The organism is Paenibacillus sp. J22FR5, from assembly GCF_059691975.1.
In genome coordinates, this window is the sequence record NZ_JCAUAN010000011.1 from 153,911 (window position 1) to 175,304 (window position 21,394).

Annotated in this window: 16 protein-coding genes; 4 read left to right on the forward strand and 12 right to left on the reverse strand. The window is 45.6% G+C overall.

The window, feature by feature from the left end:
- Positions 1 to 32 precede the first annotated feature (32 nt).
- Positions 33 to 1,277, reverse strand: a complete 1,245-nt coding sequence (locus AC58P7_RS16645) for a nitrate/nitrite transporter (RefSeq protein WP_497344683.1) — start codon at positions 1,275 to 1,277, stop codon at positions 33 to 35.
- 477 nt (positions 1,278 to 1,754) lie between these two features.
- On the opposite strand from AC58P7_RS16645, the gene AC58P7_RS16650 reads away from it, so the two are divergent.
- Positions 1,755 to 2,390, forward strand: coding sequence for an ANTAR domain-containing response regulator (locus tag AC58P7_RS16650; protein ID WP_497344685.1), 636 nt, complete (start codon positions 1,755 to 1,757; stop codon positions 2,388 to 2,390).
- Complete coding sequence (locus AC58P7_RS16655; RefSeq protein ID WP_497344687.1) at positions 2,387 to 3,418, forward strand: anthranilate phosphoribosyltransferase; 1,032 nt, start codon at positions 2,387 to 2,389, stop codon at positions 3,416 to 3,418. The genes AC58P7_RS16650 and AC58P7_RS16655 overlap by 4 nt, the downstream gene beginning before the upstream one ends.
- Before the next feature lie 63 nt (positions 3,419 to 3,481).
- On the opposite strand, the gene AC58P7_RS16660 is transcribed toward AC58P7_RS16655, so the two are convergent.
- Positions 3,482 to 4,258: a peptidoglycan-binding protein gene (locus tag AC58P7_RS16660; protein WP_497344689.1), complete on the reverse strand. Its 777-nt coding sequence runs from the start codon at positions 4,256 to 4,258 to the stop codon at positions 3,482 to 3,484.
- A gap of 273 nt (positions 4,259 to 4,531) precedes the next feature.
- Here AC58P7_RS16660 and AC58P7_RS16665 point away from each other — a divergent pair, with 273 nt between their 5' ends.
- Positions 4,532 to 7,528, forward strand: a complete 2,997-nt coding sequence (locus tag AC58P7_RS16665) for an efflux RND transporter permease subunit (protein WP_497344691.1) — start codon at positions 4,532 to 4,534, stop codon at positions 7,526 to 7,528.
- A 187-nt stretch (positions 7,529 to 7,715) separates the two neighbouring features.
- On the opposite strand, the gene AC58P7_RS16670 is transcribed toward AC58P7_RS16665, so the two are convergent.
- Positions 7,716 to 14,168 carry a glycoside hydrolase gene (locus tag AC58P7_RS16670; protein ID WP_497344693.1) on the reverse strand — a complete coding sequence of 2,151 codons (6,453 nt, stop codon included), beginning with the start codon at positions 14,166 to 14,168 and terminating at the stop codon, positions 7,716 to 7,718.
- A gap of 419 nt (positions 14,169 to 14,587) precedes the next feature.
- Here AC58P7_RS16670 and AC58P7_RS16675 point away from each other — a divergent pair, with 419 nt between their 5' ends.
- Complete coding sequence (locus tag AC58P7_RS16675; RefSeq protein ID WP_497344695.1) at positions 14,588 to 15,577, forward strand: ketoacyl-ACP synthase III; 990 nt, start codon at positions 14,588 to 14,590, stop codon at positions 15,575 to 15,577.
- Position 15,578: 1 nt separating this feature from the next.
- Here the strand turns inward: AC58P7_RS16675 and AC58P7_RS16680 are convergent, their stop codons facing one another.
- The 9 genes from AC58P7_RS16680 to rfbD are packed head-to-tail and all read right to left on the reverse strand — an operon-like array spanning position 15,579 to position 21,394.
- Positions 15,579 to 15,872, reverse strand: a complete 294-nt coding sequence (locus tag AC58P7_RS16680; protein WP_497344697.1) for a hypothetical protein — start codon at positions 15,870 to 15,872, stop codon at positions 15,579 to 15,581.
- Positions 15,869 to 16,219, reverse strand: coding sequence for an alpha-helical endospore appendage domain-containing protein (locus tag AC58P7_RS16685; RefSeq protein WP_497344699.1), 351 nt, complete (start codon positions 16,217 to 16,219; stop codon positions 15,869 to 15,871). Before AC58P7_RS16685 ends, AC58P7_RS16680 begins: the two co-directional genes overlap by 4 nt.
- A gap of 11 nt (positions 16,220 to 16,230) precedes the next feature.
- Positions 16,231 to 16,518: a nucleoside-diphosphate sugar epimerase gene (locus tag AC58P7_RS16690; RefSeq protein WP_497344701.1), complete on the reverse strand. Its 288-nt coding sequence runs from the start codon at positions 16,516 to 16,518 to the stop codon at positions 16,231 to 16,233.
- Positions 16,519 to 16,578: 60 nt separating this feature from the next.
- Positions 16,579 to 17,307: a glycosyltransferase family 2 protein gene (locus AC58P7_RS16695; protein ID WP_497344703.1), complete on the reverse strand. Its 729-nt coding sequence runs from the start codon at positions 17,305 to 17,307 to the stop codon at positions 16,579 to 16,581.
- Between the two features lie 2 nt (positions 17,308 to 17,309).
- Entirely contained in the window at positions 17,310 to 17,792 is a 483-nt protein-coding gene (locus tag AC58P7_RS16700; protein WP_497344705.1) for a glycosyltransferase family A protein, read from the reverse strand.
- A 51-nt stretch (positions 17,793 to 17,843) separates the two neighbouring features.
- Entirely contained in the window at positions 17,844 to 18,221 is a 378-nt protein-coding gene (locus tag AC58P7_RS16705) for a hypothetical protein (RefSeq protein WP_497344707.1), read from the reverse strand.
- Between the two features lie 48 nt (positions 18,222 to 18,269).
- The gene (locus AC58P7_RS16710; RefSeq protein ID WP_497344708.1) at positions 18,270 to 19,415 is read right to left on the reverse strand and encodes a CgeB family protein; all 1,146 of its coding nucleotides are present in this window, start codon (positions 19,413 to 19,415) and stop codon (positions 18,270 to 18,272) included.
- A 15-nt stretch (positions 19,416 to 19,430) separates the two neighbouring features.
- Complete coding sequence (locus AC58P7_RS16715; protein ID WP_497344710.1) at positions 19,431 to 20,522, reverse strand: CgeB family protein; 1,092 nt, start codon at positions 20,520 to 20,522, stop codon at positions 19,431 to 19,433.
- On the reverse strand, positions 20,516 to 21,394 hold the full coding sequence (rfbD, locus tag AC58P7_RS16720; protein WP_497344753.1) for a dTDP-4-dehydrorhamnose reductase: 879 nt from the start codon (positions 21,392 to 21,394) through the stop codon (positions 20,516 to 20,518). Before rfbD ends, AC58P7_RS16715 begins: the two co-directional genes overlap by 7 nt.

Genomic DNA, 21,394 nt, shown 5'->3' on the forward strand with positions numbered 1-21,394 from the left:
GGCCTTACAGCCAGCGGCTACATTTTAATCTTTTAGGCCTGAACCGTATCCATGCTGCCTGAAGGAGCTGCTTTTACTTTACCGCCTTCACCAATCCATGTGCGTTTCCATTGTCCTTGAACAATCGCGATGATCACGATGCAAGTGATTGCGATACCGCTTAGAATTAGAAACCCTGGTGTAAATGAACCTGTGGAGAGCTTCAGATTACCGAGGATTTTCGGTAAGAAATAACCACCCAAACCGCCTGCTGCTCCAACAATTCCTGTAATTACACCAATTTCTGACTTGAATCGCTGTGGCACGAGTTGGAACACCGAACCATTACCCATTCCGAAAGACATCATCGCAATAAAGAGCATCACGGTAGTCAATGAAAGAGTAGGAAGTGTGGAGATACCCGCCATCATGAGAGCGACAACACCATATAACACCATCAACATTCGAATACCGCCAATTTTATCAGCGAGCCAACCTCCAACCGGACGGAAGAAGCTGCCACCTATTACGCACAATGTGGTAAAATCAGCTGCTCTAACGGGAGTAAGACCATATTGTGTATTGAAGAAGATTGTCAAATACGTTGCCATACCTACGAAACCGCCAAACGTTACACTGTATAAGAGACAGAACAACCAAGCATCTCTTTGTTTCAATACTTTTCCATACTCAGCAACTGTTTTTGGCGCTGGTTTATTGGGACTATCCTTCGCCAGAAGACTAAAGATAACAAGTGTTATCGCAATTGGAATCATGGCAATTCCGAAAACAACATGCCAATCACCATAATGTTGTGCTATCCGATTCGCGAATAAGGTTGCGAAGATCGTTCCACTATTCCCCGCTCCTGCAATACCCATTGCTAAACCTTGATACTGCGGCGGGTACCAACTGCTTGCCAGCGGAAGTGCTGCCGCAAAGCTTGCTCCTGCGATACCCAGCATGAGAGCGACGAAATACATGTCTCCCATGGTGTTAGCGAATTGCCATCCCCAGAATAACGGAACTAAGGTTAGCGAAAGTCCGATCTGTCCTGTTAGTTTGGGACCAATTTTATCTGTTAGTACACCAAGCACGAGACGCAGTACCGCGCCCCCCAAAGTTGGTAGAGCAACCAAATTTGCTTTCTGCGCAGCATCCAGCCCAAAATCTTTGGCGAGAATTACTGCTAAAGGTCCTAAGAGAACCCATACCATGAAGCTCATGTCAAAATACAAAAATGAACTGAACAAAGACCCTTTGTGCCCCACTTGCATAAAACTTTTCCGATCGACCATGAATTCCCTCTCCTTTTGTGAGGCTTTTCGCCTTCTTTTATTCCTACCTTGTTTTACGTTGACTGAACATTGACAGAAAAGGCCGACAAACATACCCCATCAAACGCGGGATGCTTATCGGCCTCATTGCCACTGCTGCCACTTCCTCGTGAACAGCATGATAGATGAATTTTTTTTCAATACCTTCATTACATTGAACATAAAAAGCCTATCCATTTACGTATTTGTAAGGGGATAGGCGCCGTTGCCTTCGTTAGTGGCACATCATTGTGCCGATTTCTAACTTGATTATACGATGCGATCTTTCGCATGTCAATAAACATAACACATAATATTTTATACGTCAGATTCCATGTAGCATATCGACAAATTTCAGGTGTATATGCTATAGTATTGCCGTATAATAGTTATAAATAATATCGAAACCTAACATGTAGTTGTCATGAGATCATAGTTATTCAAGATGGAGGTATTCATATGTTACAATCATTCATATTGATCGACGAGTTTATCCCAACTCGCCCAGCTGCCTCCTCTGAGCCGTCACCTGCTGTTCATGAAAAGGAATCTTTACCTGATGAAATTCTGAAGGATTTAGGATTCCGAATTTATACTTCATCTAATATGAAAGAAATTTCATTTATTATCCCAAAGGTCGATGCTGTATTATTATCAGTAAGTCCTGATCAAGTAGCAGATTGGCGTTCACGATTGCTCGCAGAGCGAAGTCTCCCCATCTTCTGGTGGTGTGATACACACACGTTTCCTTCTAATGAATGCAAGATGGATGGGGGTATTGATGGTTTAGTAGGTCCCAAGATGAGTCCACTGGAAATTCACTGTGCATTGATTTTGGGTGTAAACCATTTTTTCCAACGTACTGAATGGCAACAAGAACGTGAACAACTGCTTTCCAAGCTTGAAGAACGTAAATGGGTTGATCAGGCCAAGCGAATTTTATGCGAGATTAAAGGTATCTCGGAAGCTGAGTCATACGATTTCCTACGAAAACAGGCTATGAATGAACGTAAACGTATGGTAGACGTCGCTACCTCCATCGTCAAGGTATATCAGATACTTCAGGATCAGAACAAAGGAGGCCGTAAACGATGATATCCCTATTAAAAGAAGTCGGCCGCGGTAAACGCGGAGCTAGAGATCTTACTTATGAAGAAGCTGCTCAAGCAGCAGAACTCATTTTAACTGGAACAGCCACACAAGCCCAAATTGGTGCTTTTCTCGTAGCGGAACGAATTAAAATGGAATCCCCTGATGAAATCAAAGCCTTCATCCAAGCCTTGCGCCAGCGCACTACTACGTATCCGATGGCTGGCAGTATAGACTGTGCCGGACCTTATGATGGTCGCACGCGCACGTTCATCGCAACGTTGCCTACGGCATTCGTGCTTGCAGCCTGCGGACTGCCAACTACGCTGCATGGCAGCCCAAGCATGCCGCCCAAATGGGGCATCACATTGTCCGACGTGCTTGCAGCGATGGGCGTTCAGGCGCTAGAAGCTTCACGTGAAGCACTTATCTCCGCTGCGGCGCGAACTGGCTTCCTGTTCACACCGACGGAAGTTTGGTGCCAACCTCTAGGTGAGCTGCGCGAGCTGCGTAAAGAGCTCGGTCTGCGGACTGTGTTCAATACAGCAGAGAAACTGCTGCGCTTCACAGAAGCTCCATTTATGGCTGTCGGTGTGTTTCATGGTACTGTTTTCGAAAAAATTACGAATCTATTAATAGAACTAGGCGTTTCCCGCGGCATTGTTGTGCAAGGGATGGAGGGTTCGGAAGACCTTGGCGTCGATAAACGGACTAGAACTTATCTTATCCAAGGAGAGACCAGTGAATTATTCATTGTTGATCCTGAAATATATGAGCTTATGGTTGAAGTGCCTGAAGTGGAATGGACTGCTGAACTTCAAGCAGAAACTGCGCTATCCGTTCTTCGCGGAGATGCCCCACTTCCTTATTTGAATATGGTTTTGCTCAACAGTGCGGTTCGATTATGGGTTTCACAGCGTGCTGGCTCTATTGAAGAAGGTATTTACATGGCTCGTCATGCGATTGACCAAGGAACGGCACTTCAGAAATATACGGAATGGACCGAAGCGATTAAACCCGTATCAGCCACTTAAACCTAATTGGAAAAGAAAAGGACTTCATGGATGCCTGAGCATCCGTTAAGTCCTTTTTTCATGCTATTTGCCAATAAACTGTTGGGTAAACATTTTACCACACGGTCCGCCATCTACAATGCCAATACCGATATGCGTATAATCCTTACTAAGAATATTCGCTTTATGTCCTGGAGAGTTCATCAGAGCCTCATGAGCGGCTTGAACCGATTGATTACAAGCAATGTTTTCGCCTGCTGCATTATACGTGATCCCGAATTTCTCCATCATATCGAAAGGTGAGCCATAGGTTGGCGAATCGTGGGAGAAATATTTGTTATCCACCATATCCTGACTTTTGAGACGTGCTGTTTTGGTGAGCTCCAAGTCTGGTGTGAGTGCTGCCAGTCCGACTGCCGCCCGCTCTTTATTCACCAGATCCAGCATTTGCTGTTCTTCCACCGTTAATCCTGATGTTGAAGGAACCTGCGGTACAGGAGTAGGACTCGGTGTATACGGCGTCGGCGCCGGTGTTGGCACTGGCGTTGGCGTCGCCTTCTTAGGAATTTTGAGATTTCCATAAGCCCAGAGAATCGATTGTAGGGTTTGATCATCTACATTTCCCGTTACGGGCAAACCATATCTACTTTGAAATGATTTAACCCCGGCTTGTGTTTGATTGCCATAATACCCTGTTATCGGTCCTGAATAGTAACCTAGAGATTTCAGCATCCCTTGAACCGCGTAGACATCAGGGCCTTTTGCTCCTTTGCCATACGCAAATACAGTCGTTGTCGAAGCACTGAATAAGACCACACAGATGAGGGCTATCCAGATTAATCTTTTTTTGCCTTGAAACATGCGTTAGGTTCACTTCCCGTCGTCTTCAGTATCTTCGTCACACTATGGACGATAGGATTAGCGTTACCTCGATGTCTAACTTTTATCCAAAACATGAAATGTTTTGTACTTAAATTCCCTTTATATACGCAAAAATGGAATCATATCCTAGATTTATCTCAGACTCTAGACCGAGATGAAACCCGACCCTAGCCATATACACGAATGGATAATTATTGCTATACTTGAAACTGGATTGATAAAGAGATAGATGAACGAAAGGGAGCGAGACGTGTGACATGGTTTACTAGATGGGCCTTTGGTAACAAAGCAGCAGTTATTTTTTTGGTAATATTAATTTTAGGAACAGGAATCGGTAGTTATTTAAAATTGCCGATGGAATTTTTGCCAAGCGCAGATTTTCCGCAAATTAGCGTTACGGTAGTCGGTCAAGGCTACGATGCCAAATCTATGTTAGATAGTGCAACTACACCTATAGAGAAAGCAATCTCCAGTGTTCCAGGTAAAAAAGAAGTATTCTCAACATCGTCAGATGGCTTTATGAAAATTGATATGACATTTGACTCCGACATCAAAATGAAGGATGCCCAAGCAAGCGTTCAAGAAGCGATTAGCTCGATTGTTCTCCCTGCCGGCATGTCGAAGCCTTTCGTCATTCGTTTGAACACATCGATGATTCCTCTATCATGGGTTTCCCTTAACTTTAATGATGGCATTACGAAGCAAAATGTCGAGCTTGCGCAAGAAAAAATCTTGCCTGAATTTCAAAAAATTAAAGGTCTTGCCAGTGTAGTACTTGGTGGGACATCCGTTTCACAAGTCATCATTCACCCAGACAAAGATAAATTAGCTAAAGCGCAGCTACCAGCTCAAGTTCTGATGGGTGTCCTACAAGGTCAGAATGTGACTGTCAATGTTGGCGAGAGACCGATCGATGGTAAAACAAGTGCCATTAAGGTCGTTGGAAACCTAGACGATCTGAATACACTTAACAATTTAACAGTAGCACCAGGAGTCAAATTGAAAGATGTTGCTACCGTTGAAGTAGCCGCAAATAAAGATACCTTGACACGTATCAATGGTAAGGATTCACTTACTTTGGTCGTAACGAAGGATGCCAGTTCCAATGCGGTTGATATTAGCGATGAAGTTGCTAAAACTGCTGAAGAAATCGCGAAAAAATACCCGAATGCAACCGCAGAAGTAATCTTCTCCACGGCAGAATCCGTCGTTACATCCGTTAACAGCATGATGAGAGAAGTGTTGTTAGGCGCATTATTCGCAACAATCGTTATTCTAATTTTCCTAAGAAATATTCGTTCTACGTTTATTACGATTGTTTCTATTCCGTTGTCGCTCGGTTTAACCCTCTTCCTGCTCTCCCGATCAGGCGTAACGTTGAACATATTGACATTGGGCGGTGTCGCCGTCGCGGTAGGCCGACTTGTTGATGATAGTATCGTTGTTATCGAAAATATTTTCCGAAGAACCCAGAAGTCCGAGTTCTCCAAGGAATTGATTATCGATGCTACGCGTGAGGTAGCTAGAGCGATTACTGCATCTACATTAACAACCGTTGCCGTTTTCTTGCCGCTTGGCCTATTGAAAGGGTCATTGCAGGCGTTCCTTCTTCCGTTCGCACTAACCGTTACTTACTCCCTGCTATCTTCCTTATTGGTTGCATTAACGGTTGTACCTGTTATGAGCGCTTGGTTGCTTCGCGGTACGAAATTAAAAGAGCATAAAGAGTCGAAGAAACTTAGAAATATTCTGTCCTGGAGCTTGAACCATAAATTCCTCTCTATTCTAGTTTCACTTATCCTCTTTGGCGGCTCCATTGCCCTATACTTTGTAATGCCAAAAGGTGCAGTTGCCGGTTCAACAGCAAGCCAGTTGGGTGTCACTCTTTCCTACCCACCTGAAACACCGATTGCAACCATTCGCGAAAAAGCGATAGAATTAGAAAAATTCATGCTAGCACAAAGTGAGCTTGACCACCTTATTCTTCAACAAGGGAATACCGAAGATAATGCCAAATGGGGTAGCGTAGCTCCTCCAACTATTGCGAATTTCCAAGTATTCATGAAAAAAGATGTAGACACTCAACACTTTATCGATCAAGTTATTAGTCAAAAATCCAAATATCCAGATGCTGATTTGCAAGCAGGTGGAGGCGGCTTCGATGGAGGCAGCGGTTCAGCCATTACCGTTGATCTCACTGGAGATTCCGCAAAAAGCCTTGATCAAGCTGCTGCTGATGTCATTGCAGCCATTAAAGGTATCGAAGGCGTAGAAAAGGTTACTAGTAATCAAAATGTAACGAAACCAGGCTTTGCGATTACGGTAGATCCTGCACAGGCTAAACCGCAGGATATTGCGAATACGATCCGCTCCCTGATGAACCCAACGCCAATTGGTTCCATGAAGCTGGAAAACAAAGAAATTCCTGTCGTTCTGGATGCTTTGATTAATCCAACGACGATGTCAGACCTTTCCAATATTCAAATCATGACGGCTACAGGTCCAGCTGCCTTAACATCAGTTGCCAAAATCGAAAAAACGAATGAGTCCAACACAATTCTGCATAAAAATAGTCAACAATTTTTACGTGTGACAGCACTCGTAGATTCAACCAAATTATCTAAAATCAACACAGAAATTACGAAAAACACGAAAGATCTGAAGCTTCCTGCAGGTGTAGCTTTGATCGTTGGCGGAGCTTCCGCTCAGCAATCCAGTGATTTTGCCGACTTGTTCATGACCATGGGGATTTCCATCGGTATCGTGTTATTGATCATGGTGATCACATTTAAATCGTTCCGCGCTCCGATTGCGAGTATGGTATCTCTTCCTTTTGCAGCTGTTGGTGCGATTGTCGGTATGATGATCACGAAAACGTCCTTCGACGTTACCTCGATCTTCGGATTCTTGATGCTGATCGGTATCGTCGTCACGAATGCGATCGTATTGATTGACCGTGTGAAGCAAAATGAAGAGCACATGAACATTCGTGAATCCTTGCTAGAAGCTGCGGCTACGCGGATGCGTCCGATCTTGATGACTGCTGTAGCAACGATTTGTGCGATGGTTCCGCTTGTCCTTGCCAAAGCCGAGGAAGGCAGCATCGTATCCCGCGGGTTAGCCGTAGTTGTTATCGGCGGACTGACATCAGCTACCATTTTCACTTTGATTATGGTACCTACGGTGTATGAGCTCTTGCATGCTAGAAAAGCAAAACGTCAAAGAAAACAACTTGAAACTGTTCGTTAATCACTATCAAGAGCTGACCCTAGTAGATTCTTCTACTTGGGATCAGCTCTTTTTTTACTTGGGACGGGTGCCCTTTGATAAATAAGAAAACCTCAGCAAAAAAAGACCATTAGCATAAAATAATGCTAATGGTCCAGTAATCAAACAAGGTGCCCTAGGTATCTTTGTAATCTCAGGCCGCATGTACCTACTTGTTGTATATTCTGTGCATGAGCACTGCCGTTTCTGCCCTCGTTGCATTCCCGAGCGGATTGATTTTGTTGTCGTCTCCGATGATAATTCCATTCTTGATCAGCGTAGATATGCTTTGTTTTGCATAAGATGCGACTTTCGACACGTCCGAAAATCCGGAAAAACTTTCCTCCGTTCCTGCCGCAATGTCTTTTTTCGCTACCTTCATCGCGCGCTCAATCAGTACCATCATATCTTGACGGGTGATCATAGCATCCGGACTGAATTGGTTCCCGCCTACCCCAGTGGTAATTCCCAGCTTATGGGCAATCGCTACCGCTTCGGCGTAGTAGGCATCGGAGCTGACATCTGCAAATTGGTCATCTGTCTTGGCAGTCAATCCAAGTGTATGAACCAAAAGCTGTACGAAATCGGCTCTCGTAATGTCTTCACCAGGATTAAAGATGTCGTTCGATGTGCCCTGAATGACCCCTTTAGACGCCATCACCTCGATTGAATTTTTGGCCCAGCTATAATCCGCTAGGTCAAGAAAGGACTTATGGACGTACGCGACCGCATACTTACTAAAGTGTGTGGTCATGAAGGTTACTTTTCCGGTAGTTGCATCATATTTCCCTGAAGGAACTGCTGTTATTTGGCCGTTTCCGTTCACATACCAAACAGTAATATGCTCCGGATTCGCAAGCTCTTCGGCGGAAGGAGTATAAGGGATCGATATGAGTACCGGCGCTTCCGGGTTGCTCCAAGCAACGGTTGACCCATTCACCTTCAAATTAAGCTCAATGACCGGCTTGCTGCCGATAGACGCTTTTGTTTTTGCATCTAAGCTACTTGTATCTGCTTTCCCAATCGATAATGTAACGTCTGCCGCGCTCACTCCGACAGAAGCCCCTAACATGTTGGAAGGTACTGCGACTGTGCCGATTTCTGTTGCCACTACGACTTTTTTACCATCGTTTGCTGTCAAAGATGAGGCGGGCAAGTTGACCGCATAGATATTTACTTCCGCTGTTTTCGGAACTTCAATCAGGGCAACCTCCGACTCTTTGAAGGCCTTGATCAAGGCTAAGGCATCCACAGTGACTTCGGCTGTTCCTTTCTCGACAACAGGAGTTCCGATATTCACCTTACCAGGGATATCGCTGACAGGTGCTTCCGGTTCTTTTGGCGTGTCAGGAGGTCCAGACGTGTTAGGTGTATTGCTTATCACCGTTACGGTGAAAGCTGCTGTCATCCCCCCGTCCTCTGTTGTTGCTGTGATGGTTGCGGTTCCGCTCGAAACTCCAGTCACGATGACACTTGTGGTTCCGGTTTCCGAGTGATAGACCGCATTCGTCACTGTAGCCACGCCAGTTGCTGAAGAGGTAAAGCTTACCGTCTTGTTGGTTGCGTTGTTTGGTGTAATGTCGGCCTCGAGAAGCGTCGTCCCTCCGACTTGCAGCGAAGCTGACGTTTGATTGAGCGACACTCCGGTTACGGCAATCCCCGTTTCGATCGGCACCGGGGGCGGAAGTGGTTTCACATAACGTACGGAAATCCAACCTACAGCAGGCTTGTCGGAGCCGCTCTTAACCAGTTTTACCTCAAGCTGGTCCGTGTCCACGTCCACAGTAAATTCCTTGATCTCCCGCTTGTCGCCAACCACATAATTTTGAAGTTTGAGGTCGTTTTGAATATAGATATCCATCAATCGGGATGACGAGTTCCAAGGGTCGTCAAAACCCATTTGTACGGTATAAGTTCCGTGGGGAACTTCAAATTTATAAGCGATACCCTTCCCATTATCATTTCCGTCATATTGACGAATCGACAAGTACGGATCTGTTTCATCGCTCTTGGCCCACGTTTTGCCATCATCCGCAACGTATCCCCAGGTTTTTCCGGAGATAGGGTCCACTCCAAAAATCTGATCGGGAACCGATTGTTTCACGCCGAGTGTAACGCCGTTTTGAACGGTCGTCGCCCCTGCATCAACAAAATAATAAAGATTAGGGTCCGCAGGGCCCACAGGAGTCGATGTTTTCACAGCGGATATGGCGCTGGACAAGTCCCCTCTAACCGTTGTCAACGCAAAATAATACGGTGTGCCATTCGTCAGGTTCTCAACGGTATAATGGTTGACATTTCCCGGTACAGAAACATGATGGGTAAGGCTCCCTTGATCCGTGCCATAAGCAATATCGTAGGCGGCATTAATGGTCTCGTCAAAATTCAGGGTAACCTTGGAATCCCCTTCAGCTACGCGTTTGATAACCGGTTGAACAGGGATGCCGTTATCATGCTGAACCGTGAGCCAACTGATAAGCGGCTTACTGTTGCCTTGCTTCGTGATCTTTACGTCAAGTTCTCCATCCGTAACGGAAATGCCTACTACCCGTTTCACGTCTTGACCCGATCCGATCAAGTAGTTGGTAAGGACTTTCTGTCCCTCTACTTCAAGATCCATGACCCGGTCGGAACTATCCCAGGGGTCATCGAAGCCCAGATCCAGATTATACAGACCGCTCGGCACTTCAAATCGATAGCTTAGGCCTTTACCATTTGTATTGCCATCGTACTGACGAACACTATTCCAGCGCTCCTCATTTTGGTTTGCCCAAGTTTGAGAATCATCGGCATCATAGCCCCACTTGTATCCTGTCATAGGATCTTCCTGATAGGCTTGATCTTCCACGCTGTTCCGGACACCAAACTCCTCGCCTGTTTCCAATTTATCTAGGCTTGAATCTCCAGCATCTACATTATATAGTAAATCCTTTTCTACCTTGATCCAGCTGAGCATAGGCTTGGAGCCTGCCTTCTTGAGAACCTTCAATTCAAGCTGACCATTCGACACATTGATCGAGTCAAACTGCTTTGCTTCCTGGCTATTGCCAATGACATAATCAGTTAACTTCGTTGTCCCATTAATAGTCAAATCCATCTTGCGGTTGCTATCATGCCAAGGATCGAAAAACCCGACCGTAACCCGATAGGTCCCATTGGGAAGGTTAAATTTATAGGCAAGCCCTTTATTCAAGTCGTTCCCGTCATATTGCCGAATGGTCTCGAAATTGCCACTGGCGTCTGTTCGGGCCCAAGTGGCATCACCGTCAGCTACATAGCCCCACATATTCCCAGTAACCGGATCCACCCCGTAGGCTTGATCCTCCACTCCATTGAGGGCCCCAAAAGACTCTCCATCTTCTAAAGTTGCCGAACTTCCGTCTCCAGCATCCACATAATAAAGCAGCTGCGGTTCCTGAATATCGCGGGGTGCACCCGATTTTACACTTGATTCGGTCTGTATGCTGCCATTCGTGGCCACAACCTTAAAATAATAAACTTGATTATTGCTAAGTCCGATTACTGCAGCATTTCCTCCACTTACGGCCAATTGATTCTGCAAGTTATCGGATGTTGTGCCGTATTGTACCGTATAGGCGGTTGCCCCATCGACTTCCGCATACTTCAAGTCAATCCGATGGTTGCCGATATGAACTGTGTTGATCTCCGGAGCTTTCATCGCGCCCTCTGCCCGGGTAACCTTTAAATAGCTAAACTGCGCATTACTCCAACTATGCAGTCCCACCATACCGCTGCTGTAAGTGGAATCTAGCACATCAAAGATTAACACACCATCCAGATAAGCTTGAATATGCGAACCATCCAAAACGACTTTTAACTGGTACAGTTGGTTCAGCTTAGCCGAGAAGGCTTTCGATTTGGTGATATTCGTGCCATTCTTCCGCAAGAACAGGGCATCGTTCTCAAATCCAAAAGCATAGGCATGATTATAATCCGTACCACGGAATACCATTCCCCAATCGGCGCCTAACTCTGAATGTTTGGCCGTAACAGAGATGGTGCCGTCAATAATTTTGACATTTTTGACGGAAAGCTCTCCTTGGTTATCTCCTCCGGATTGATGCTTGAGCAAACCATTTTCCATATTCCATACACTCACGTCCTGACTGTAGGAATTCATGGAGGCATTCTGGAAATCATCTTCCCACTTAACGGTTTCAGCTTGAGGCGTTGCTTGAACATTGGCTGTTGGTTGACCGATTCCACCCACACCAACAGTAGATACTCGGAAGGAATAGCTTTGGCCGTTGGTCAGATGATCAACAGTTGCAGAATTCGTAGGGAGCTCTAAGATGGTTGGCGCCCCATTCTCCGTCATCATCTCCAAAGAATACTTGGTGACGCCTTGCACCTCGGGGAATTCAAGTTGAACTTTGCCGTCGCCTGGAATGGCAATCAGCTTACTTGGTGCTTGAACCGTTGGAATAACCATCATTTCCGTAGACAAGGAGCTGTTGTCTACTCCGTCCTGTGCCTGGATAGCCAGGTAGTAGGGAGTTCCATTGGTTAAGCCTGTTAGGGTACCTTTATAACTGCCATCCTGACCGGCGATTTCAACAGTTCCGTTGTAGGCACCGCTTGCGGCCCCCCACTTTGCCAGATAATGCGGAACATTGGGGTCACCGGAGAATTGAATGTCCACCCCTCCATCGGTGGGATTAGCGGAAACCTGTTGTGGCGGACTCAGCTTCGGCGTCACGGACACCGTGTCCGAAGGGAAACTGACACCGTTATGGTTCACGGCTATTACCGCCATATAATAGATCGAATTATTTTCCAGTCCATGGAGCGTGTAACTTGAACCCGTCACGGGACCGGCTGTCATAGTCATATTGTCCGGGGTTGTACCGTAGACGATCTTATAGCTTTCAGCATTTGATACTTCGTTTATCTTGATTTCTGCTGCTTTATTCAAAGACTTGACCGAATCCATGCTTGGTTTCTCCGGCACTTGATTTGCCGCCGCATAGCTGCCGTCCAACGTAACAATAGACCTTGCAGGGATGGTGTACTGGAAAGCGCCGTCTACATCGGCCGTTACCATGTTATGCTGAGCCAAACTTTCATTTGCGTTCGTCACATAAGGCGTAAGATGATAGACTTTTTTTCCTTCCGGCAACTGATTCAGTTGAACGATAACCGGCTTATCCTCATTGGTGTAGTTCACAAAAACGGAGGTCAATTTATTATTGCCCTCATGCAAATAAGACGACCCCATCAGCCCCTTGGGATCATTCTCCGCCAATCCGGTCATGGCAACCCGCTTGGCGCCAGGACGAACAAATTTACTATAGTTACCGAGCGCCCATAACATTTTGGACGTATAAATGGATTGTTCGTCTCCCGGCACACCGTAATCCGTATAGATCAGACCATCTTTATAATCTCCTTTGGATACAGCTGTCCACCATTGCCAAGCAGATGCATTCGCAACAGACAGATCATAATGAATGGTACGCGCCATCAAAAGTGCAGGATCGATGCCTAAGTCCCTTCCGTTACCCTGCATTTCTCCGACATCACCCAGGATACAATACTCACTCATCCAAAAGGAGGAACCCGGCAAGGTGTTTTGCATATTCTCCCACAGCAGCTTCCGCAAATTCCCCAAACGGTCCCCATTCTGATCCGAAACCGTATCCGACCAATAGGAGTGGGAAACGATCTTGTTGTCAATTTTGGGAGCGATTTCAGGATTGCCTAGAAGATCCTTAATATATTCCCGATACTTGCCTACATTTAATTTATTACTTCCGCCCATATATTGCTGTTTGTTATCGTTAGGATTTTGGGAGGTGGTCATAAATTGTGCATATTTGGCATCATCAAGCAAGGACAGGATCTCGACGCCCTCCGGAGCATTAATTTTAGTCGTTAAATTCTTATTTTGGAGCTCCGCATAGAGGCTATTAATGACATTGATTATTTCCGTATTATTATAGCGGTTCGCCTCTTGTCCGGCTCCATTCCAATCCCAAGTAGGTTCGTTTATTGGGCTGACATAATTAAAATGAATGCCTGATTGGTCGAAATGATCCATAACATCCGTCAAAAATTTGGCGAACTTGCCCTCATAACCCGATTTAAGATTCGTAGATCCGACGGTAGCATCCGGCTGTGCATGTCCGTTCTTTGTCATCCATACAGGTGGGCTGTTCACAAATCCAATAAGATCTTTAACACCACTTTTTTTTGCAGCTCTCAAAAACCATTGCTGGCCCGCCTGCTTCGACCAATCATAAGCACTATTCTCATCTTTCTTGAAACTTTCCGATCTTCTCCAAGGGATCGTAATGATACTTTCATCCGTATCGCTAGAACCGGCTCCAATATTAAACCGCCAGCTCGATAAGCCAATCCCCTTGTCCTGTGAAAATAATAAATCGGCAATCTTCTCTTTGTTGCTTTCAGACCATTCCTTTCCAATCGGATCCATGGACCATGCGTCTGATGCGCCAAAGTTGTCAATGGTTTGAAAAGTTGAACTCGCATTGACATTCACTACAGTCCTGTTAACATCTGCAGCATGGGTTAGCGTCGATGCAATAGGACTTGCCGCTACCAGAACGGAAGTGACCATTGCTAGGGTGCGTTTTAACATCTGTATCCTCCTTTGAGCTAGCTTATCGCAAGCTAATCATTAACATCTTGTTAGACCTTTTGTGACTTGTAAAAACCCAATCCATCCAGTCTCATGGGGTGACAGCAATGTATTTTTCTTATTGAAATGTAACCGCATACATAAAGCGAAATATTACAATTCCAACCTCCCTTAATAAATCGGTTTCAATTTACAGATACAAATTGTATAGTATATAACTCTATATACTTATCCACCTCAATTCAATAGACGAAACTTTGATAAAATTATAAATTTCTACGTTTTTAAACTCACGAATGAACAAATACATACAAATACATCCATTGACAAAGAACACACCAATACTTTAAATTATTATTAGTACCTGATACTATTACTTGATCCTAAAATTAACCTTAACCCTAAAGGAGTCTTAGCTGATGATTTCCTCAAACCCCTTGCAAGCCCGAATTACAGCCATTGGCACCTATGTACCTGAGCGCAAATTATCCAACGAGGACCTCTCGCGTATGGTGGATACGAATGATGAATGGATCGTTCAGCGTACAGGGATTCGAGAGCGCCGAATAGCCGAAGCGCATGAGTTCACAAGCCATTTATGTATAGCAGCTGTTGAGAATTTGCTCGATCGATATCCCGGCACACTTCACGATGTAGAGCTCATTATCGTGTCCACGCATACGCCAGATCTGCCCTCAACGCCTGTCGCGTGTCAAGTTCAAGCCCATTTTGGCATCGCGGATGCGGGTGCCTATGATCTCAATGCAACTTGTGCTGGTTTCGCTTATGCCCTTCATACGGCAAGTGCACTTGTTGCTGCAGGTATGCATCGTAAGATTCTCGTGATCGGCGGAGATGCCATATCCAAAATCACGGACTACACCGACCGCTCCACCTGCATTTTATTTGGCGATGGCGCAGGTGCCGTATTGGTGGAAAGAGAGGAAGCTCAGCCTGCCTTCCTCGCATCTCACATGGGCTCGGACGGCACAGGTGCGAAGCATGTTTACCGAACTGGTCTTGCCACTGATTTGAATGGCATGCCCTTAGTTGGAGAGGGAAAGCTTGTCCAAAATGGGCGTGAAGTGTACCGATTCGCTGTTTCGACGGTACCACACGGCATCGAGAAGCTGCTTCAGAAAAGCGGACTGCCACTCGAAGCCATAGACTGGTTCATCCCTCATAGCGCGAACCTGCGCATGATTGATTCCATCTGTGAGAAGAGCGGTATACCGATTGAAAAAGCGCTGGTTAGTCTTGAATACTTCGGCAACACTTCCGCGGCGTCCATCCCGCTTGCACTGGATTTGGGGATAAAAGAGGGGAAAGTTCAGGCAGACGATACACTTTTACTATATGGGTTTGGCGGTGGATTGACTCACGCAGGTCTCATTGTCCGTTGGGGGTAAGTCAGTTTCCCATGAACTTGAGGTCCATGCTTTCAACGGCCACATGCTTATTTATCCATGGCTTACCTGGCTTACCAACAACACGCGTAACCTTACTCTGATTCGTTAATTTCAACATCATGACGCGTTGATACTCACTTATTGTCTTTAAATTCTCTGCCACATGCCCGGCAAGCTGATCAGAACCCTCCAAATGATCCGCAACAGATTCAATAATTCTGCATAGAGCTCGCTGGCTCCTTGCCAGCGAGGTCAGCATGTGGAGCTCCAAGCGCTCCCGATTCCAGTCCTTCACAGCTTCTCATCCTCACCAAACGGAAGTAGACCACCAAATTCCATTGCGTCGCTGGATCCTAGAGGTGAACTTGAATCATTTTTCCCCAGCAATGCCTTCATCTGACGATTTAGGGCATTCTCCAGTTTCGTCAAACCATCTATAAGATCAATAACACTCTCATGAATTTCGCCACTCACTTTCATTTTAAGCTCATGACCTTCCAAATTGCTGGAGTTAATATGCTGGCAAATCCAGTTTTGCGACTTCGAGGCTTCGATAACCCTCGCTTCTAACATAAGGCTTATCTCATACTGCAGCGTAGCTGTAGCATCCAGCATTTGCATATATAGATCTGTTCTATCCATGGCCATCCCCTCTATTCTTCATCAGGTACATGTATTTCTTTCATGACCATTTCCGTTTGCTTCGCCATGGCTTCTTCCAAATCAGCGAGACTGTTTAAATAGGCTGTTACATTTTTGGTCAGTTGTAAAGCCCGCTTCTGCAGCATCGCTAATCCAGCAAATTCGGGATGCGAATCCGGCAGATCTCCTGCAATTGCCGCCATTTGCGAAGACACATGCCGATGTGTTTCCAATATCCGTGCCATCTGACTATGTGAGGCTGCAATTTGAGAAATAATCGTCGTTACCCGCTGTTCCAAGTAACACCCCTCCTATCACCTTTTTCACACTACGTTATGCAGATTTTGGTGAAACGGTGCCTAAATAAATTGGTATGGATCCACGCCCCATTTGCGGATAAATTTCCTGCGATTACGTCTTAATAGAAGTAGCTTAGTTTGACGCGTGTTTTTCCGAAAACTAGCGCTTCCGCGATGATAAACAAAGCAATCTCCCGCTATGAGCAAATGATACCCTGCTATTTGAGCACGATAGCATAAATCATCGTCCTCGAAATACCCGGGAGCAAATCTTTCATCCAAAAAGCCTACCTGCTCGAACATCTCTCTCCTAAATAACAGACAGAAGCCGACCAACCTCTTTGTTTCCCGCCATTTTCCAGGATTTACATGGTTATATTTTTGGACCATATTCGAAATCCCCGTAAAGCGTACGCGGATCCTTTGCTTTCCATTTACATAGTTAGAGACAGGACCTACCATCCCAATGTCTTCTCGACTGTTTAGGCAGTTCAGTAGATTGGGCAACCAATTTGGCGTTACAATCGTATCGTTATTCAAGAGCATTAACGTATGACCTTCCGCAAAACGCAACCCGTAATTACACGCAGCAGGAAAACCGAGATTGGCAGGCAGCGCCACGAATTTTAAATTTTCTCTGCGACAGTACGCCAGGGTACCATCACTGGAGCCATTATCAACGATAATAATTTCATAGGGAACTGATGTATGCTTTCGGATGGATGCGACACATGCTTTCAACAAAGCGAGTCCATTAAACGTAGGAATAATGATGCTCGTTAGCTGCATGTTCATAGCCTCCTCGATAATGTGCCATTTTCCAATCCTATTTCAATATCCTGAAAATAAGGAATAAGTTCCTCGGCACTGAAGACCCTATCCCCCTCTATGAAAAGCAAGAAGTCCGACTGCGACATCCTCGCAGCCAGCTCTCTTGCGACACTTAGTTCCAATACTTCTGGATCATGAACAATTATAGCGCGAGAATAGCCTCTAACCTTCTCTACCGTTCGGTCTTTGGAGCCATGTACAATGACGATGATTTCCTTAAACGGCAGTCGTTTCAACTGCTCAAGCACTTTGACGATGGTTTGTTCGGCATTGGAGGCTATTATAATTGCGTCGATAGCATGAAAAGTTGATACAAGCACCTTATCCAGTGTTCGTTTATGCTTTGCAACAAATCGGCTTGTTGGCTTCTTAATAAGGCTTCGCTTTCTTCTCTTGTTAACTGCAACCTGACCCTTGATTCTCTTCTTGATGCTAAGTCTCACCAACTTGACTCACCTCATCTATTTGTGGAACTAGGCTTGATTGACGCCGATTTATACGGTCGGATTCGTGAGTTCCCACGTATATCCTTGTGAGAAGCCAACGCCGTAGCCCGTATTATAAGCTTCATTGAAGGCTTGATCATAGGCCATCTGCGCTCTCCTCGCTCTAGGACTCGACATGATGCGGCGTTTGACTGTACGGCGACGAGCTACAATCCGACTGCCCCTGCGTCTAGGAAATCGAATCAATCGACGAGCCATGGCGCGCTTACCCCTACGCCGAGAAATTGGCTTCAAACGACGAGTTGTACCTCCCTTTTTTCTAACAATAATCCGTTTTTTAAGACCCTGCTTTCTTGGCGATCCCACTCGCTTCTTCCGAACCTGTCTGTCCACTGTCAGCTTACGTACCTTTCTTTTCGTGATCAATTTTCATACACCTCAGCTTTCTAATACGCGTTTCACACTGCACTGCCCTTATCGAGGCCCAAAAATAATGGAAAGCATCGTAATTAAACGATTCGTATAGGTATGATCTCGCATCGTACGATACAAGCCGCGCATAGCAATTCGCTTGCGTTCCTCTTCATTGATTAAATAGTGTTTCATTTTATGGAGCATTTCTTCCGGTGACGCATACGTCACGATATCATAGTCGGGGGTATAGAAATTGACTAAATCATCCCGAATATCCGTCAATTGAAAGGCGCCACAACCAGAAATTTCAAATGTTCGGGGGTTGGGCGAAGCACCGCTAATTCGGCGACTGTTATAGTTGTAAGATTCGTCATCATAGGCTCTATGCATATTAATAACGATTTTCGCGCCATTGTAGAATGTTGCCGTTTGATCTGGCGACATCCACGTATTCAGTTGAATCTGCGGTGCTAGTTGACGATAATGCTTCAGACGATCCCACCATAGCCCTGAGAGAATAACGCGATTCGCCGCCAAATAAGGAGCAATTTGATTAAACACGTCCACGCGGTTCCAATAGGCCGAACCAATAAAACAAATATCGCGGTGGACACCATTGGGCACTGACCTTGGTCGAAACATCTCCGGTTGAAAGGCTAACGGCAAGTAATGGACCTGCTCACAACCCTTTTCCCGATAGAACTGTACACAATTCAATTCCAAGGTAAATAAAAAATCATAGTGCCTCGCATATCCAGCGGTAATATCCGTATAATAGGGATCATCGGTTAACCATATGGCTGTCCGAATACCCATATGTCGAACCCGATCAACGATATTCAGTGAGAGATTCATCCCCTCCATAACAATCATCACATCAGGTCGGTCCCTCACTACAATCGTTTCGATGCTGGCTTTGGAATTTCCGATACGAATCGGATCGTTGTCACAGTTTCCAATTATCAATTCGCGAACTAAAGGACGAAGGCTGTTCATAACGGCGATATCCAATGGCTCGTAAGGGTAGCCTTTTCCCGAAGTAACAAACAACACGCGCACGTCCCAAACAGGACTTGGCGCACGGTCACGAATCGCCTTTTGCATGATCGCTTCACATTGTCCCAATCTGACGCCATTGTCATGACCTAATTGATAACCATCAGCAAGTCCGCGTTCCCGAGCATGCGAACTATTCCTAAAACTCATGAACTACACTCCCTTCTAGGCAAATACAATGTCTAACAGCTTGACTAATCGCGCTGCGAATGAATGCTCCGTGCGTGTTCTCCTCATCCCGCTCACCGCAATGCGTAATCGGTCTTCCTCATGAATTAAATAATGGTTCATTTTAAGAATAAGCTCTCCCGTATGATGAAAAGTTTCAATTTCATGACCTGGTCGATAGTACTGTTCCAGATCTTGACGGTAATCCGTTATTTGCAGAGCGCCGCACCCTGAAATCTCATAGGTTCTAGGGTTAATCGAGTATCCAGGTATATTTCTGCTGTTTTGGTTGTAGGTTTCATCATACGTAAGCCGATGAATATTCAGGACAATTTTGGCACCGTTATAATACTTCACGGACTCTTCGATAGGAACCCCCTGCAGCTTAATTCCTTGTTGAAGCAGCGCGAAGTGATCTAATCGATCCCATAATCCCCCGGCAATAACCACTTTTTTCCCTACTAAGAAGGGGGTTAACTCATTGAATAGGGCAATTCGGTTTGGAAAGCCTGTGCCAATGAAGCAAATATCGCTTAGATAGTCAGGACTAACGGGCCCAGGTTTAAACACAGCTGGATTAGCCGCCAAAGGCAAGTAGTGAACTTGACCGCAGCCAAGCCCCTGATAGAAGGGTACACAGGACATTTCGTGCGTAAAAACGTAATCATAATGAGGGGCTAACATAGCCGATTGGTCAGTAAAATAGGGATCATCTGCAAACCAAATGGCAGTTCGAATTCCCATCTGTCTTACTTGATCCACTTGATTGGCATGATCAACCGGAAAAACATGAAGCCCATTCATGACAAGCACCAGATTCGGTTTCAGCTCATACGCTAAGCGAAGCATATCCGCCGCCGTTGCTGTATATGCAACTCGAACTGTTTGTTGCAAACCAATAATAATTCCTTTGTCAATGGCATCGAAGATACCTTGGACAATAAATAACACACTTGCTTCTCGGAGCGGAATGGGTGCTGGATGACAGGTGTCGAGCGCATATTGGCATCTTCCCATCCGTATGCCTTGTTCCAAGCCAGCCTGAAATCCCCTGCTCCGACCTTCCGCTATGCGGTTTCGAATCACCATGTTCTTTTCACCCTCTTCGCGATAACCGCTGTATCGTAGTAATCAAACTGCAGAAAAAAATCAAGTGCCGATTGCCAATCTCGCATTGGCGTAAAACCATTGTCACGCATTGCCTTGTGTGCAAATGCCGTATACATCGGTCTTGGTGCTGGTGCTGGCGGAAATAAATGAGTAGGAACAGCCTTGAGGGAAACATGCGCCATCCCAGCCGCTCGGAGAATGTGCAGGGCGAATTCATACCTAGAGCATACGCCTTGATTAGAGGCGTGATAGAAACCGTATCGGTCCGTTTCGATGAGTTCACGAATAAAAATAGCCAGATCCAAGCAATAGGTGGGAGAGCCAAATTGATCATCTACTATGGAAAGTGTAGGATTCATTCGCGCCTTTTCCAATACTTTGGTTACAAAATTTGTTCCTTTCATGCCATATAACCAAGAGGTTCGTACGATAAAATGCTTCAAACAGGTCATCGCCACGAATTTCTCCCCAAGATGCTTGGAACGTCCGTACACATTGAGCGGATTTGGGGTATCGTTCTCGTCATAAGGGAACTGCTTTGTCCCATCGAATACATAATCCGTACTGACATAGACCAGTTTGGCCCCGATGACTACACAAGCTTTTGCCAAATGAAGAGCCCCCATGGCATTCACTTGATAGGCAGACTCTTTCTCCAATTCAGCCTTATCTACGTTGGTATAGGCAGCAGAATGCACAACAACGTCTGGTCGTTCGTTCAGCAGCATCTCCAAGACTTCTTGCTCTTGAGTAACATCTAATTTTGCTTTCTCCCAAGCAATGATCTCATGCATGGGGCTCAGCACCCGCTTAAGGTCATAGCCTAGCTGCCCGCCGGCACCCGTAATCAC

What these genes read in the sequence shown, in the direction of transcription:
- AC58P7_RS16645 (WP_497344683.1), bottom strand. Translation starts at nt 1,277, where the DNA reads ATGGTCGATCGGAAAAGTTTTATGCAAGTGGGGCACAAAGGGTCTTTG.
- AC58P7_RS16710 (WP_497344708.1), bottom strand. Translation starts at nt 19,415, where the DNA reads ATGAGTTTTAGGAATAGTTCGCATGCTCGGGAACGCGGACTTGCTGAT.
- AC58P7_RS16660 (WP_497344689.1), bottom strand. Translation starts at nt 4,258, where the DNA reads ATGTTTCAAGGCAAAAAAAGATTAATCTGGATAGCCCTCATCTGTGTG.
- AC58P7_RS16715 (WP_497344710.1), bottom strand. Translation starts at nt 20,522, where the DNA reads ATGGTGATTCGAAACCGCATAGCGGAAGGTCGGAGCAGGGGATTTCAG.
- AC58P7_RS16670 (WP_497344693.1), bottom strand. Translation starts at nt 14,168, where the DNA reads ATGTTAAAACGCACCCTAGCAATGGTCACTTCCGTTCTGGTAGCGGCA.
- AC58P7_RS16675 (WP_497344695.1), top strand. Translation starts at nt 14,588, where the DNA reads ATGATTTCCTCAAACCCCTTGCAAGCCCGAATTACAGCCATTGGCACC.
- AC58P7_RS16685 (WP_497344699.1), bottom strand. Translation starts at nt 16,219, where the DNA reads ATGGATAGAACAGATCTATATATGCAAATGCTGGATGCTACAGCTACG.
- AC58P7_RS16695 (WP_497344703.1), bottom strand. Translation starts at nt 17,307, where the DNA reads ATGCAGCTAACGAGCATCATTATTCCTACGTTTAATGGACTCGCTTTG.
- AC58P7_RS16650 (WP_497344685.1), top strand. Translation starts at nt 1,755, where the DNA reads ATGTTACAATCATTCATATTGATCGACGAGTTTATCCCAACTCGCCCA.
- AC58P7_RS16655 (WP_497344687.1), top strand. Translation starts at nt 2,387, where the DNA reads ATGATATCCCTATTAAAAGAAGTCGGCCGCGGTAAACGCGGAGCTAGA.